Source organism: Paenibacillus sp. JDR-2 (genome assembly GCF_000023585.1).
Taxonomy (GTDB): Bacteria; Bacillota; Bacilli; order Paenibacillales; family Paenibacillaceae; genus Pristimantibacillus.
The window spans coordinates 1,954,032-1,969,786 of record NC_012914.1 but is presented as its reverse complement, the minus strand read 5'-3'; the positions used below and the strand labels follow the sequence as shown (position 1 = coordinate 1,969,786).

At 47.0% G+C, this 15,755-nt stretch carries 11 protein-coding genes; 2 read left to right on the top strand and 9 right to left on the bottom strand.

From position 1 onward, the window contains the following. Positions 1–73 precede the first annotated feature (73 nt). The 5 genes from PJDR2_RS08635 to PJDR2_RS08615 form a co-directional block, all read right to left on the bottom strand. On the bottom strand, positions 74–2,452 hold the full coding sequence (locus PJDR2_RS08635) for a glycoside hydrolase family 31 protein (protein ID WP_041613376.1): 2,379 nt from the start codon (positions 2,450–2,452) through the stop codon (positions 74–76). Positions 2,453–2,457: 5 nt separating this feature from the next. After that, entirely contained in the window at positions 2,458–4,341 is a 1,884-nt protein-coding gene (locus PJDR2_RS08630; RefSeq protein ID WP_015843281.1) for a hypothetical protein, read from the bottom strand. Positions 4,342–4,369: 28 nt separating this feature from the next. Next, positions 4,370–6,016, bottom strand: coding sequence for a sugar ABC transporter periplasmic protein (locus tag PJDR2_RS08625; RefSeq protein ID WP_015843280.1), 1,647 nt, complete (start codon positions 6,014–6,016; stop codon positions 4,370–4,372). Between the two features lie 93 nt (positions 6,017–6,109). Next, on the bottom strand, positions 6,110–6,997 hold the full coding sequence (locus tag PJDR2_RS08620) for a carbohydrate ABC transporter permease (RefSeq protein ID WP_015843279.1): 888 nt from the start codon (positions 6,995–6,997) through the stop codon (positions 6,110–6,112). Positions 6,998–7,007: 10 nt separating this feature from the next. After that, entirely contained in the window at positions 7,008–7,889 is an 882-nt protein-coding gene (locus tag PJDR2_RS08615; protein ID WP_265525118.1) for an ABC transporter permease, read from the bottom strand. A gap of 306 nt (positions 7,890–8,195) precedes the next feature. Here PJDR2_RS08615 and PJDR2_RS08610 point away from each other — a divergent pair, with 306 nt between their 5' ends. Together PJDR2_RS08610 and PJDR2_RS08605 are read left to right on the top strand one after the other, a co-directional pair. Continuing rightward, positions 8,196–9,938: a sensor histidine kinase gene (locus PJDR2_RS08610; protein ID WP_015843277.1), complete on the top strand. Its 1,743-nt coding sequence runs from the start codon at positions 8,196–8,198 to the stop codon at positions 9,936–9,938. Next, entirely contained in the window at positions 9,925–10,653 is a 729-nt protein-coding gene (locus tag PJDR2_RS08605) for a response regulator transcription factor (RefSeq protein WP_265525174.1), read from the top strand. The genes PJDR2_RS08610 and PJDR2_RS08605 overlap by 14 nt, the downstream gene beginning before the upstream one ends. 323 nt (positions 10,654–10,976) lie before the next feature. On the opposite strand, the gene PJDR2_RS08600 is transcribed toward PJDR2_RS08605, so the two are convergent. From PJDR2_RS08600 to PJDR2_RS08585, 4 genes are all read right to left on the bottom strand, one after another. Continuing rightward, complete coding sequence (locus PJDR2_RS08600; protein ID WP_015843275.1) at positions 10,977–11,849, bottom strand: carbohydrate ABC transporter permease; 873 nt, start codon at positions 11,847–11,849, stop codon at positions 10,977–10,979. Beyond that, on the bottom strand, positions 11,846–12,625 hold the full coding sequence (locus tag PJDR2_RS08595) for a carbohydrate ABC transporter permease (RefSeq protein ID WP_265525117.1): 780 nt from the start codon (positions 12,623–12,625) through the stop codon (positions 11,846–11,848). Before PJDR2_RS08595 ends, PJDR2_RS08600 begins: the two co-directional genes overlap by 4 nt. A gap of 216 nt (positions 12,626–12,841) precedes the next feature. Next, complete coding sequence (locus PJDR2_RS08590) at positions 12,842–14,263, bottom strand: ABC transporter substrate-binding protein (RefSeq protein WP_015843273.1); 1,422 nt, start codon at positions 14,261–14,263, stop codon at positions 12,842–12,844. A gap of 416 nt (positions 14,264–14,679) precedes the next feature. Next, positions 14,680–15,690, bottom strand: coding sequence for an S-layer homology domain-containing protein (locus PJDR2_RS08585; protein ID WP_015843272.1), 1,011 nt, complete (start codon positions 15,688–15,690; stop codon positions 14,680–14,682). Between the last annotated feature and the right edge of the window lie 65 nt (positions 15,691–15,755).

Here is a 15,755-nt window from a genome sequence, read left to right as displayed (position 1 = left end):
TGGTAAAAAAAAGAACCAATCCGTAAGGTTGGTTCTTTTTCCAGTCAAGGCACCTCTAAAAGCTGCATCAGCTCTATAGCGTTGATCCAAATATCTCGACTATTTTCCCGAAAATAGGGCCATCCAGCTGCCGGCCTTCCAGATTTCTAACCCTTTTCGAAAAGCTTGTTTCCGTGCTTAACATATGGAATAATTCCAGCTTAAGATTAAATTCGATTTGAGTCGTATTCAAGTAGTCGTATAAACGCTTTAATTTATCCTGTTCTTCAATATGAGGATGTTTCAGCGTTATTTGAACCTTATCCGTATTTGTTACATCCTTCAACTGCACGACAAGCTCATGATCGCTCCAGCTGCAAGGAGCCTCAACCGGCTCACCGTTTACCGTTACCGTTACCATTTGCTCTGGAACGTTTACAAAAATGATGCGATAATCGCGGCTTGCCGGCGAGACCGTTTGATCCCCTTCTGCGGGATGAATCGTAAAGACCGGGCGCTCATTCCAGGATAATTGATATCTTGTTGCCAACCAGCTTTCTTTACCGTATTCCTCTTCATTGTTATCTTCCCACATGGTGAATTCACCCGAGGCTCCGGCAAACACCCGCAATTCAAGCTGCGAAGGATTATGAATGGCGTTGGTAAAGGCTGATAAATCAGCAAGCGGTACGATACTGCCCATTTTGGCAAGAACCGGAATCTCGTTTATTCCCCGGTAGAAGGTTAAGCGGGTATTGCCCGAATAGATTTGCCCCGTAAAGAAATCAACCCACTCCCCTTCCGGCAGCCAGGCGTTAACCGCCGCAACCTGCGAACGTTTGTCTACCGGGTCTGTAATTGGCGCAACAATAAGCTGCGTTCCGAAATAGTATTGATTCCGGTATTGATAAGCGTCATCGCTCCAAGGGTTGTCGTAATACATAGGAGCAACAATAGGTTCGCCTTCTTCATGAGCGCGCTTGTTCATGGAATACAGATAAGGAATGAGTTGATGCCTTAAACGCAGGAATCGTTCCATCACTTGTTCGTATGGCGGAGCATAATTCCACGGTTCTTTACCGGAGAAAATATTATCCGAGCTATGCAGCCGGTTAATAGGCGAGAACACACCGAATTGAATCCAACGCGTCACCATCTCATCGTCCTTAATTCCAAGCATATGCCCGCCGATGTCATGACTCCACCAGCCGTAGCCGATGTTGCTTGCATTAGCCGTAAAATACGGCTGGAACCGCAAGGACTCCCAGGTCGCATGCGTGTCTCCGGAAAAGCCGATCGGGTAGCGGTGGCTTCCCGGTCCGGCGTATCTGGAGAAGGTTAACGGTCGTTTGCCATGCTTGGCATTGTCAAAGTAATGATAGTGATTCAGCATCCATAACGGATCCAATCCTTCAATCTTGGAATGGGAGCCTTGCTGCCAATCAATCCACCAGAAATCCACGCCGTTCTCCTCGTTCGGATGATGAAGAACTTTGAAATAAGCCTCCGCAAACTTCGGATCGGTAAAATCAAAAGGAATCATCGGATAACGCTCCGGATCTATGCCAAGCGCCGCTTTCATTTCATCGTACATTTCCTCGCTGGGACGAATGCCGTCGGCAGGATGCAAATTCAAAGTGACCTTCAAATTCTGTTCGCGAAGCCAGCTCATGAATGCTTTGGGATCCGGAAACAGCTCTTTATTCCACGTATAACCCGTCCAGCCGCTTCCGTATTTCGGATCGATCTTTGTTACATGCCAATCCATGTCGATTACGGATACAGAGAAAGGAATTTCCTTCCGCTTGAATTCGGTCATTAGCGTTTTGTAATCCTGTTCGCTATACGGATGATAGCGGCTCCACCAGTTCCCAAGCGCGAAGCGCGGCAGCAAGGGCATTGCACCAGTCAAGTAGTAGAAATCTTTCAAGGCCTGCCCGTAATCTCTCCCATAGCCAAAAAAGTAGAGGTCGGTTGCCTTTGTTGTTCTCGGCGATATCCAGCCGTCTTCGGTAATCTCCAAGGATTTACTGTCATCCAGAAGAGCATAGCCTTCCTTCGACAGGATACCCGGCTCGAGCGGCAGCGCACCGTTAACATCGTCTAATGTACGTGCGGTTCCCCGCAAATCCTTCGGCACTTCCCCGTAATGCCAGGTTTTCATGTAAACGCCTGAAATATCGTTGACATGAACGGAAAGTCCTTTGCCCGAGAATTCCTTTTTGTCGTACTTCAACAGCAATTCGCCGGTTTGAATCTCCAGATAATCCGCGGTTTCATAGACCTCGAATTCCGGTGCTTGAAAGTCCCGGTTAATCACGATTTGCGTAGGCAGATCTTCGAATTTGCCGCTATCGCTGTATTCCAAACGAATAAGCCGGCTTGTTAATACGGTAAACCGGTACTTTTCCCCAAGAATAATAGACTGAGCCGGCGAGATTGGATTCGTTGTCAGACGTTCTTTTGTTATCATGTTCATCACCTTGTTGGAATCCAGGTGCCTGTCATTCCCTTGTCCAAGGACACAACGGATCCGGTTTCAAGCACGCTTTCAACACTCTCGCACGTAAACTTCCATTTCGAGCAATCAGGATAAATCGCGGACAGATCAACCTCGAAGGTCCGGGCTGCCGATCCCAGATTCGTCAGACGGAAGGCATTTTCTTCGTATTCGTAGCTTAGCTGGAATCCATCCTGCTCCAGAACAACTTTACCGTTATTCATTAAGCGAGGAGAGATTTGCAGGTCAGCTTCAAACGTCTGGCGAATACCCAGATACTCATGGATCAGAACCCATGAATACACGCATGGGTATTCGTAATAATGCGCTGCGCCATGCCAATCTTTATCATCGATATAATAAACGTAATTCATGTCGTAACGCTCGCCCATGATGTAGCCTTCTTTGGCCGCCTGCTCCGCTACGCGCATCAGCTGTCCCAGCAGTACCTTGCCGTTTTTCTTCCATGTCCAGTACGCTGCATCCCAGCACCAATAACGGCCCGCCGCGCATAAATCATACGGTCCGCCGTCACCGATCTCGGCATCCGTATACTGGTCGATATGAGCCGCAAGGAACGTAGGGAAACGCTGGAACTGATCGATATGCTCGTCCACAAGCGCGGTAACGCTCTCTTCCTGTTCCTTCGAGGTGTATCCGAAGAGAACCGGAAGAGTATTAGCAAGCAGATGAATATGATCATGCGCAACGCCGCTCCGATCCACCCAATCCACGAAACGATTATTCGTCTCATCCCAGTAGCCCATAGGCAGAGGCTTCGACAATGTGCTTCCAAGAAGAGCCGCAACCTTCTTATAGTGTGCTTCCTTCTCGTCTCGTCCCAAGCGCTGCTCCAGCTCGGCCAGCAAGTTAAAGGAATGGGCGGCTAGCGCCGTGGCGAACGTCTCGCGTCCGTCCTTGATGACTTGATCCTCGTAATAAACGTCGGACCAGAGTCTGCCGTACCGGTCCATCTGATCTTCGATGCAGGAAGCGGCACCTTCCAAGGCTTCGATATGAAGGCGAAGCCAATCCATATCCTTCGTAGCCGCGGTATAAAGCCAAGCCGATTCCAACACTTCCACGTTACCCGTAATCAGGAACATAACCGCGTTGGTCGAGCCGTCGAGACTGCTGCGGCGAACGTGATATTCCCTGTCCCCGTTTGGCTGGATCGCGCAAGGATCGCGCCACAGTCCTTCGGGATCTTCCTTCATCAGCTTGATTTGCAGCTCAATCATCCGGCGGACAACGTCGTAATCCAGCTCGTTGCCCCAGCTCATGCGCCCTTTAATTTGGAATTCATGGTCCACGTCGGGATAGGTTCCGCTATATTTCGAGTGCAGCGTGCTGAGAACGTAACCTTCCGATATCGGATAGTTCAAAGCACGCGTACGTTCGATAACCGATGGCAGCATCGTCCCCCAGTAGAGAGAAGCAAGGGTATGCGCCAGCTTCTCGCCATGCTCGAACGCAAATTGAAACCGCTTGCCAAAGCTGTCGGCTTGAGGCCGGCTTTCATAAGCGATAAGCTCGCATGATTCCGCCTTCACCCGTAAGATGATCGACTCCTGGTCGTGAGTCAATTGGATTTCCCCGTCTGCCTTGATCAGCCAGGAATTGCTGGGGGAGTCCGGATCAAGCGGCAGCACCCATGCGTAATCCGTGCCCGCAATGGCTTTGTTTTCCGCATCCATCGGCAGGACGTACCACTCTTTATTTCGGTCCAGCACGAAAGAGGGGCCTTGCGCCAGTTCCAACTCGATTGGTCCTTCCTCTTGAGCCGTAAGCTTCCACGATCCTTCATTCATCTTCTCGCTTATTACGCTAATCCGCTTCAAGATACCGGTTTCTACTGTCATGTTTGTCTCCTTTATTCCTGACGGATTTTTATTTCCCCATGCGTTTCAAATTGTTCTGATACTGCTCCGTCCAATAAGCTTCGACTTTCGGCAGTCCCAGAGAATCTGCTTTTTCGATAAACTCTTTATAGACGCTTTCGCTCTCAGCTTCCGATTTCGCGAAAATCATTTTGACACCGTACTGCGCGTACAAATCGGTTACTCTCTTTAAAATAATGCCTTCCTTGCTGTTTGGCAACGGATCCAGATTTTCGAGCTCCGGCATGTATTTTACTTTGTCCGCGAACATCTTGTTGTACTGGATGAAGCTTGGATCCGTGTTATTCCATTCCGGATACAGCCACCAAGCCGTGTTTGTCGCGAACCAATATTCGCCTAGACCGTTTTTGGCGGAAACGCCCGACCAGTCTTTTTGTTTAACATCCCAATATTCCGGAAGATACAGCGGCTTGTCGTCCACGATGCTGTAATGAGGGCCGTTTACGACATCCCCGCTGAACTTGTCGCCCTCAACTCCCCATTTGGCTGCAATATGTCCTTGCTTCGAAGCCATGTAAGCCAGGAAACGGATCGTGCGTTCCGGATGCTTATTCGATTTGGGGATAGCAAAAGCGTTCCAGCCTCCGCCGGTTCTGATCTGAGTGTAAGTCGCAAATGGATCCATGACTTTATAGCTTGTCTTCGGATTGTCAGCCGGCGACTTTGTTCCTTCGCCAATTGCCCATGCGTAAGAAATGGTTTTGCCGCTATTAATCTTCTGCGTGAAGATGTCTTTCGTATCGATAAAGGTATCCTTCGTCAGCAGCTCTTTCGTATTAAGCTCGTTCATGAAGCTGTAAATTTGTTTAAAGCTGTCGCTGCGCAAACCGGATTTGATTTGATCGCCGTCAACGTAATAACGGTAATTCGAGAACATGCTGTTTGTGCCCATTTGATAATCCCGGTCGTTAGCAAGATCGCCTACATTGGCATAGAAGCCCATTTTGTCCGGGTGCTTGGCTTTAATTTTGTCTAGTGCCGCTACGAAAGCGTCCGGCGTGCTAATGTCGGGATTTCCGATTTCGTCCAAATAGTCCTGGCGGATCGACCATTCCGGCTGGTTCGTGCCAATGAGAGCATTGTATTTTTTCGCTTCTTGTTGATATTGCTCGCCCTCGATGAAATCAACGTACATATACGTGTGGCCGTCATCCGCCTTATAGTTCGTGAAGGCTTCTTTCGGTGCGTCCTGCAACAGCTCCGGAGCGTATTGGGCAGCTAATTCGTCAATCGAGTAGAGAAGCCCTTTCTGTTCCATAATGCTCCAGGATGGGCTGTTCTTATCGGCCATAATAATGTCCGGCAATTTCTCGCTGTTAATCATCAGGTTCAGCTTTTGATCATCGTCGGTAACCGGCTTGGATATTTTGATCGTTACGCCTGTTTCCTTCGTAATCTGCTTAGCGGCGGAATCCGTCCAGTTGTTGCCGAACCAGGAGAAGTTCAAATACGCGTCGAGCGTAATAGGAGACGTGTCGGTTTCCCAGCTTTTTTTCCCGTCTGCAGCAGCAGATGGCGCGGTTGTAGGTGCTGACTCGTTGTCAGTATTTTCTTTCGTGTTCGAGCAAGCACTAAAAACGGTGACGCACATTACGCAAGTAGCCAGCAGAAGAGCACGGCTTTTCCATTTTTTCATGAGACTTGCAACCTCCCTATAATATGAGTAATCGAATAAATGTCTTGAATGTGTCAATCTGGATGCGCATCACCTCTTTCAATCAGGAAACCATCAGGCTTTGATTGCCCCTACCAGCATTCCTTTTACGAAGAAGCGCTGTAAAAACGGATATAGAATCGTAATCGGCGCAATCGAGATAATCAATGTCGCATACCTCATCGACTCCAGCGTGACGCTTGAGCTGTTATTGCCAAGGTATCTTTGGATCTCTTGCTGCGCCTGCGACAACGACAATAACCGCATTAATATAACGGGCAGCGTCTGCAAGCTTTCTTTCGTAATAAAGAACGACGAGATGAAATAATCATTCCAATGAAAGACGGCTACGAATAACGACACGGTCGCAAATACGGGCGTTGACAGCGGAATAATGATTTTCCAATAGATTTTAAACTCGCTAGCCCCGTCAATAAGAGCAGACTCCACAAGCGCCTCCGGAATATTTCGGAAGAACGACATGAACAGCAGGCAATTAAAGAAGCCAAACAGATAAGGAACAATGTATACCCAAAACGTATCCAGCAAATGCAGCGAATTCAGTACAAGGTAAAGCGGAATTAAACCGCCGGAGAAATACATGGAGACAGCCCCCATGGATACATACATTTTACGCAGCTTGAGGTGCGGCCGCTGGAGCGCATAAGCAGCCATCGACGTGACGAATATGGTTGCCGCCGTTCCGACCACGGTTCGGATCAGCGTGTTTTTTAGACCCGTTAAGAGCAAGTCCTGTTTGAAGACCAACTGATAATTCTCGAGCGAGAATACGCGCGGCAGCCAATAAATCGGCGCTTTCGCGGCATCCGCTCCATCGTTAAAGGATTGAATAAGCACAAAGTATAGCGGATAAAACGTTGCAGCAAGTACAATCAGCGAAATGGCCCATACCAGGGTATCTACTATGATATCTTCCTTGCTTTTTCGGAACGAGTTACTCATGAGATGCCTCCTAGAAGATATTGCTGCCATTTATTCTCTTGGCTATCCAATTCGCCGCAATCAGCAAGGTTAACGACAGAGTAGAAATGATAAGATCGGCAGCGGCGGCAAAGGAATACCGCATTTGAATAAGTCCATTATCCAGCGTGTAATAGCCTAACGTGTACGATCGGTCATTGTTAAACATGTTGCCAAGCAAATAGCTTTGATCGAAATTAGAGCCGCCGTAGAACAGATTGCCGATATTCAAAATCAGCATAACCATAATCGTGCTCCGAATCGCGGGCAGGTTGATATGCCAGATGCAGCGAAGCCTTCCCGCGCCATCGATTCTTGCCGCTTCGTACACCTCCGAGTTGACGCCGGTAATCGCCGCGAGGAAAACAATCGCTCCCCATCCGGTTTCCTTCCACAAGTCGAGTGCCGAACCAAGTCCCCAGAACCATTTGGCTTCCGCCATAAATTCGATAGGCTCTTTCGTCACATGCAGCGACATCAAGATATGGTTCACCATGCCTTGCGGATCGAGGAAAATAAGACAAAGCGTGGCTACAATTACGTAAGACAGGAAATGGGGCAGCGTACTGATCGTCTGAGCCAGCTTCTTGTAAGAGTTGGAACGAATCTCGTTCATAATAAGAGCGAACAGGATTGGCGCAACAAACGTAAAGACAAGCTTTATAATGCTCATTCCGACCGTATTCTTCATCGCCAGCCAGAACCGGTCATCTCCGAAAATCTCTTTGAAATTATCAAAGCCGATCCACTGTCCGCCAAAAATGCCGCCCGCCATGTCCGTTTCCTTAAAGGCAATCGACATGCCCAGCATCGGCAAAAAATTAAAAATAAGCATCGCGAGAACAGCCGGCAGCACCATTAGTTGTAAGATCACCTGCGGCCTCGAAAGCCTATCGCCCAAGCTTTTCAGCAAGCTCGGCCTTGGGGCGGTCGTTAGCAAAGGTTTAGACATTCGTATCACTCCATCATGTTGTGTATGTGGATCAAGCGAGCAAGATCCTTAACATGGTTTAATAGTACCAACATAAATATTCAATTTCAGTTTCGAATCTTTAGGTTTTAGTGTACGATTTTTATCCCCTTTTCATAGTTGAGGTATCTGCCCGTCCCGCTGATATATACTATGGAAGGTAAGCTTCGCAACCGATTACCGTTAGAACCTGATTCAGAGGAGCACACTATGAAGAGCACAAAAAACAACTTGCTGCGCAAAATGAGCTTTAAATCCAAATTGTTTTTGACTTATCTATTACTCATTCTTATCCCTACTGTAGGAAGCAGCATTTGGATCTACCAAAACCTGATCCAGGACTTGGTGAAAGAACGAAATCACGTAAACAATCAGCAGCTGTTATACGCCGAAACGGATATTAACAATAAGATCGACGAGGCCGAAAAAATCGGCTATATGGTTTCGGTGAACACAACGCTGAACGACGTGCTCAGCCAACCGTACTACGATACGGTCACTTGGATCAGCATTATTAATCAAACCGTTAAGCCGATGGCCTCCTGGATTGAAGCGACTACCTACAATATTGGGAAGTTCAGAATTCTTGTCGAGGATGACGAAGTGCCGGAAAGCGATTTTTTCAATCATTCCTCCTCTTTCATAAAGGAAAGCTGGTATCAGGACATGAAGGCCGGCACGCAGCAAGGAAAGGCATACTGGCGGCATGATACCGCCGGGCAATACTATCTTTACTATGCGCTGAGCAGCAGCAGTTATAGCAATAACGGCGCCTACTTGGAGCTTATGGTCCGGGGATCGTATCTATTTGAAAGCTTGCAGGCAAAGGAAACTTTGAATTCGGGCATTATGGTGATTCAAGATAATAAGGGGCAATTACTTTACAACGATACGGAGACAACGATGCCGCAGCTTGACCACACCGACTATTCCGTCCTGACCAAGCCGATTCGTTTGCCGGACGCCAATCTTGTCAGCATGACGCCCAATAGCGTCATGATGATGCATTGGACCAAATCCCGAAATGTCTTTCTGGTCATCCTTGCGGTATCCGTCACGATTCTAGCGGCTTCGGCCTATCTGATGGCTGTTTTCCTCATGCGCAGAATCAAGCAGATTCTTGCCGGCATTCGCAAGATTCAAAAAGGCGATTTCGATATTGAGATTCCCGTTCACGGTGAAGATGAAATCGATATGGTCGGCCATAACATCAATGTTATGGCTTATAAAATAAACGAGTTAATCGAACGCGTATACAAAACCGAAATCGCGCAGCGCGAAGCGGAGCTCTACGCCCTTCAGGCGCAAATCAACCCGCACTTCCTGTTTAACGCTCTGGAAACGATGCGCATGATGGCCGAATTCAACGATCAAGAAGAGTTATCCGAGGCCATAACCGCTCTCGGAAGCATTATGAGATACAGCATTTCGCATAGCGAGAAGAAACAGACCTTTGTCTGGAAAGAATTAGAGCATTTGAATGACTATCTAAAAGTCCAGAATTTGATGCATAATGGCCGTATACAATTACTCACCGATTTTTCGGATCGAATCAATCGCCTTCCCATCCCTTCGTTTATCTTCCAACCGATTGTGGAGAATGCAATAAAACACGGTTTTCGCAATCAGAAAGGAAATCTCATTCTTTCGATATCCATTACGGAATACGATGGCGCTTATTTGTGCCGGATCGCGGATAACGGAACGGGGATGGACAAGGAGCGGCTTGCGTTCATTCAACGAATGCTTAAAGAAGACGTAGACGAGGTCGGGACGCTGAGGCCGTCGGAGGGCGGCGGCGTTGGGCTTTTGAATATACAGCAGAGGATTCGGTTCAACTACGGCAAGGATTACGGGCTTGAGATCGAAAGCGGATTGTCAGGTACGGTTGTTTCCATCCGTTTTCCCGATATTATAGGAGGAGTTCCACGTGTTCAGCATGTTAATCATTGAGGACGATGACATCATTAGACGAGGCATCGTAAAAATCGTATCCAAAATGGATTTGCCGATTTCTTCGATTGAAGAAGCGTCAAACGGACAAGAAGCGCTTGAGAAAATCCGGCAGCTGGTACCGGAGCTTATTATTACGGATATCATGATGCCATTTCTGGACGGACTTAAGCTGTTAAAACAAATACGAGAATGGGAGCTCCCCTCCCGAACGATTATCATAAGCGGCTTCGACGAGTTCAGCTACGCACAGGAAGCAATCGCCTACGGCGTGAGCGCTTATTTATTGAAACCCGTTAAGAAGGATAAATTATATCAGGTGCTAAATAAAATGATTCATGAGCTGACCAAAGAGAACACGAATCGCAAGCCTTTATTAGACGGCTCTCAATACGGACATGACGTTGGCTTCGTCACGCGTTATCTGGAAGAGCATTATGCGGAAGATATCGACTTGAACAAGGCGGCTAGTCTCGTCTTCATGAATTCAACCTATTTCAGCAGCCTGTTCAAAAAAATGACCGGCGTCAGCTTCATTCATTACCTCCAAAAAATTCGCGTGGAGGAATCCAAGAAGCTACTCCTTAACCATCAGCTGAAGATTTACGAAGTCGCCGAAAAGGTCGGATTCTCCGACGAGAAATATTTTTTCCGCGTCTTCAAGAACACGACGGGGCTTACGCCAAACGAATTTCGCTTATTAAAAGCAAAATAAAAATGACATGCCTGATGCTGACAACCTTACCGGCCTGCTCGGGCTCCTCGCAACGGTCAGAGCATCAGACCTTGTAAATAAAGAGCACCACGTAAGCAGATTGCAACTATTTCTTTAAAACCTTTATTATTCTAACTCCCCCCCATATAATTTCCCTCCATTTGATTGCTTGTTTACTTTTTACTATTAATTAAATATATGAACAAGGACTATTCTACCTATTTAATCGAATCCTGGTTTCAAGCTATCCCCGTTACTTTAACAAAAAAACAGCAGCCGGTCATATATAGACCGGCCACTGCTTTAACGTAAGCTATGAACAACTAATTTTTCAATCCGGTTAGCGTGATTCCCTCCACGAAATACCGTTGGCCAATTAAGTAGAAGATGACGCCCGGAGCAAAAGACAAGCATGTGGCGGCCATGGTAAGCGACCAGTCACTCTTTAATTGGCCTCTAAAGTTGGTTAGTCCAAGCGCAATCGTATATTTATCGCTCGAGTTGATGTAAATCATCTGTTGAAGCAAATCGTTCCATAACCCTATGAAGATAAACAACGCGACGACAATCATAGCTGGTCGGATAGCCGGCATAATGATGCTGAACAAAATGCGGAAGTACCCGGCACCGTCGATCGTTGCCGCTTGATCGAGTTCTCTTGGAATGGACATGATAAATTGACGGATCAAAAAGATATTAAACGCGCCGCCGCCGCAGAAATAAGGCAGTATCAACGGCCAGTAGCTGTCATTAAGTCCCAGGCCGCGCGTCCAACCGATGTACAGCGGAATAAGCGTTACCATGGCTGGCAGAAGCATGGAGCCGACGCATAGTGCCCAGATCAAACTTTTGCCCCGGAATCTTAACCTTGCAAAAGCGTATCCGCATAAGGTAGCCGTAAAGGTTCCTGCCAGACAGGAGGGAACGATAATCACCATCGTGTTCCACAGGTATTTCCAGAACTTGAATATTTCCAGCGTCTTCTCGTAGTTGGAAAACAACCAATTTTGCGGTATGAGGGAAGGAGGATATTTATAGATCTCGGCATTCGTCATAAGAGACGTACGGAAAATCCACCAGATCGGAAAGAGGGCTAGAACGGTAAAAACGATAATAACGACAAAAGTTAAAATGTTCATCAACAGGTCCCTGCGTTTTTTGCTTCTCAGTCTGCCCCCGTATGCTGCTACACTCATTTGTCGTCCCCTCCTTCATTATAAATCCATTTGTTAGACGTCTTAAACAATACGATAGTAAAGGCCGCTAGAATGGCGAAAATGATGAACGTCGTTGCGCAGGCATAACCTAATTTGTAATTCACAAAGGCCTGATCATACATGAGATAAGTCATGAATCGGGAAGAGTTGCCTGGCCCGCCATTCGTTAAAGACAGCGCAGGCGTAACGACTTGAAGGTTGGCTATCAAGCTCATTAGCAGGTTGTAGAAGATGATTGGGGTCATGCATGGTAACGTAATATGACGGAAGCGTTGCCAGCCGTTTGCGCCATCCATTTCAGCCGCTTCATGGTAAACAACGGGAACATTCTGAAGTCCGGCCAAAAAGATAACGATCAAGTTGCCAGCCAGCCACACCGAAATTAACGAAAGCGAAGGAACGACATAGGTGGAATCGGCGATAAAGAGAATTTTTTTAAGCCCAAGCTCGGAGAGAAGATAGTTGAAGAATCCAAAATTCCCCTCATAGAGCCACGACCATCCTACGTAGATCGCTGCGGCAGGCAAAACATAAGGCACATAGAATACCGCTCTGAAAAACCCTCTTGCGGGAATTTTACGATTCAGCAGCAACGCAACAAATAGGGAGTAGATCATACTGCCGATTACCGATAAAACCGCAAAATAAATCGTCGCTATAATGGAGTCTTTAATATAAGGGTCCGTGGTGAATAGCTTGACATAATTATCAAAACCGATGAATTCGGGGTTTTTCAAGCCAGTCCAATTCGTCAAACTGATGCCCAACACTCCTAGGAGAGGCAAATACGTTAGAAAAATTAATCCTAGAAAGGCTGGAATCAAACATATATAAGCTACGCGTGCCTCGCCTGAATAAATACGGGAACGGCGCTTTTGCGGTTTATTAATGGCTTCCATTTCTCGCTCCCCCTCATGTTAAAAGGATGACCGCCGCTTGCGTATTCGTGGCGGTCATCCTTCCTATCTTTATTATTGATTGCCTGTATGAGCGGCCTTCAATGCATCGAGATTTTTGGAGATGGCGTCCTTAGCAGTCGTTTTACCCGTCCATACATCCCCTAGAACGGATCCTAGCAAGGTATTGAATTCCGTTGTATTATTCGTATAGAACCACGAAGCAGGTCTTGCTGCGGAAGATTGCGCATAATCGACTACGGCAGACTTGTATTCGTCGTATGCCGGGAAGTTTGGATTTTCGACCCATTTGTGAGTCAGCGTTTCATCCGTATACCATTTCTCCAGCGTTGGCATCCAAATACCCGATGAGATGAGTGCCCAGTTATTTTCTTCGGAGTTGTACCATTTCAACCATTCCATTGCTTCTTCCGGATGCTTGGATTGAGAGAATACGACATTGGCGCCGCCTGTATTAAGGGTAACTTTATCCTTCATGTAAGGCAGAACGGCTACGCCATAGTTAAGGCCGGCTTCCTTCGCCGTATTCAAGCTGGTTCCCACATTCCATGCACCGTTCGTTGCCATAGCGACCGTGCCTGCGATAATGGTGCGTTGAATGCCGTCATCCGTCTGTCCGACGGACAAAGGAGCAACATGATCCTTCAAGTACAAATCGGCAACTTTTTGGATAGCATCGATGCTGGCGTCTTCTCCAACCCTAACTTCCGAACCGTCGTTGGAATAAAAACCTCCGCCATTGCTCAGTGCCCAGGTTTCCAACTGCCATGGGAGATTTTCCACGGATGCCCCGTACTGAACGATACTTTGCGGATTGAAGCCATCCTCGCCGGGATGTTTTCCTTTTTTATCATTCGTCAGTTTCTTGGCCGTTTCCACGAATTCGTCCCATGTCCATGCTTTATCAAGCACGGAAGGAGGATAAGGAACATTCGCTTTGTCGAACATGTCTTTATTGTAATAGAGTAGGAGAATTTCGTTTGCGGCAGCATAAGCTACGGTTTTGCCTTGATATTTGTAAGCCAGGCTATCGAGCGGCTTGCTGTCGCTTCCCTCATACATGGAGCTTACATCATTGAGCATGCCTTGAGAGGACCATTGGATAACTCCATCCTCTTTTAACATGCCTGTATCGGGCAGCTGATCTGCCGTTGCAAGCGTATTCAATTTAGTCATGTAGCTTTCCCATGGAATCGCTTGCACTTCCACCGTAATTCTGTCTTGGGAGGCATTAAATTTATCCGCCACCGATTGAGTGGTATTTCCTTCTTCGGCACTTCCCCACATCGAGTAGATAATTTTAACCTTTTCAGTCTTGGAAGATGACGTTGCAGGTGCTTTGGTAGCATCTGTGCCCGGTGATGCCGTGTTTGTGCTTGTGTTTGTCTCGTTGTTCCCGTTATTCCCGCAACCAACGACACTCATTGCCAATGCAGCCGAGACAAGACCTACTCCAAGTTTCCTTCCTGTTTTCATGACCCCGATCTCCCTTCGATATTTGCATTAATTTATATGTCTAACCGTTTGACTCATCCGCTCCGGACTTCCAAGCTTTCGAGTTAAACGTTTAACATCGAGCCCATTAATATTGTGTCATTTTTAACCTTAGAATGAAACCGATTATTTCAACCTGTTCTTTTAATATTTCAACCATTGAAAGGGCGTAAAGCGTAATTATTGCGATTTTACACAGCCTCTTGGTCAAAATATGGTTGGCCCAAAGTTAAACGTTTAGCAAATTGCCGGTCTCGCTAGGAAGACGTGAATCTATTAAGGATATTTTATTCCAATTTTTATACTTATTTCAACCTTTTGCATAAAATCTAGCAAAATCAAAACCCGGAAGACGCGCATGTTTATAGTGTTTATCTTCCGGGCCCATATTCGTTATTTTACGCTTTGAGCATTCTAAGAATAACCGTAACGGCTTCCGCGCGGGTAGCAGGTGCGTTTGGAGCAAATTGATTATGCGTATTCCCTTTCATAATGCCAAGCTCCACTGCTGCCTTCACAGACGGTATAGCCCATGCCGGTATCTGATCCAGATCAGCGAACTGTAATTTAGTAGCGGAGCTTGTTTCTTTAGCAAGCGCACGTACGATAATTGCCGACATTTCCGAGCGAGTAATCAACTTGTTCGCGCCAAACGTATTATCCGTGTACCCGGTAATCAGCTTAGCTTCAACCGCTGTTTGCACATACGCTCTCGCCCAGACAGGAATCTCTTTATTATCTTTAAAGGTCAGACCTTTACCGTCACTGGTCTTCTTCTGCAAAGCCCGAACGATCATCGTCGCAAATTCTGCCCTTGTTACTTCGAGATTCGGCTTGAAGGTTCCATCCGAATAACCGGTCACGAAGCCTAGACTTGCAGCCTCATAGATTGAAGCCTCTGCCCAGTGTCCCTTTACATCTTTGAATGTTAACAAATTAGGATTATCGATGACCGTTGCCGTTACTTTAGGCTCAAACGCAGCCATGTCCAGCTTAGAATCAACAAGCTTCATGGTATTAAGCTTAACAGAGGTTGTCCCGGATCCGATACGTTTAAAGGTTATCGCGGACAGCTCCACGTCCCCTTTCTCGCCACCGGTCTCTCCCATCTTCGTATGGGCAATCCGGATCGTATTCGCGCCAAGGATCGGGTCTACCGAAAAGCCTTTAATCGAGGTTTCCACCTTACTAAAGGAAAGTATTTTCTCATCGTACGACAACTCGAAATCATAAGCGTACATATCCGTAAGCCCGTGGCCCATAATAGACAGCTTAACATCCTTACCCGAATAACTAAGCTTTAAGTCGAACGTGGCGTTTGCTTCTTTAGCCATAACAGTCCCCTGCGCCACCCCAATAAAAAGGATGACGGTCGACAATAGCATCATTAGCAGCTTGCGTTTCAACATGCGAATCATCCCTTCATTAACGATGGGGAAGGCGCCGCAGCACCTTCCCTCCTTATTCCGCTTTC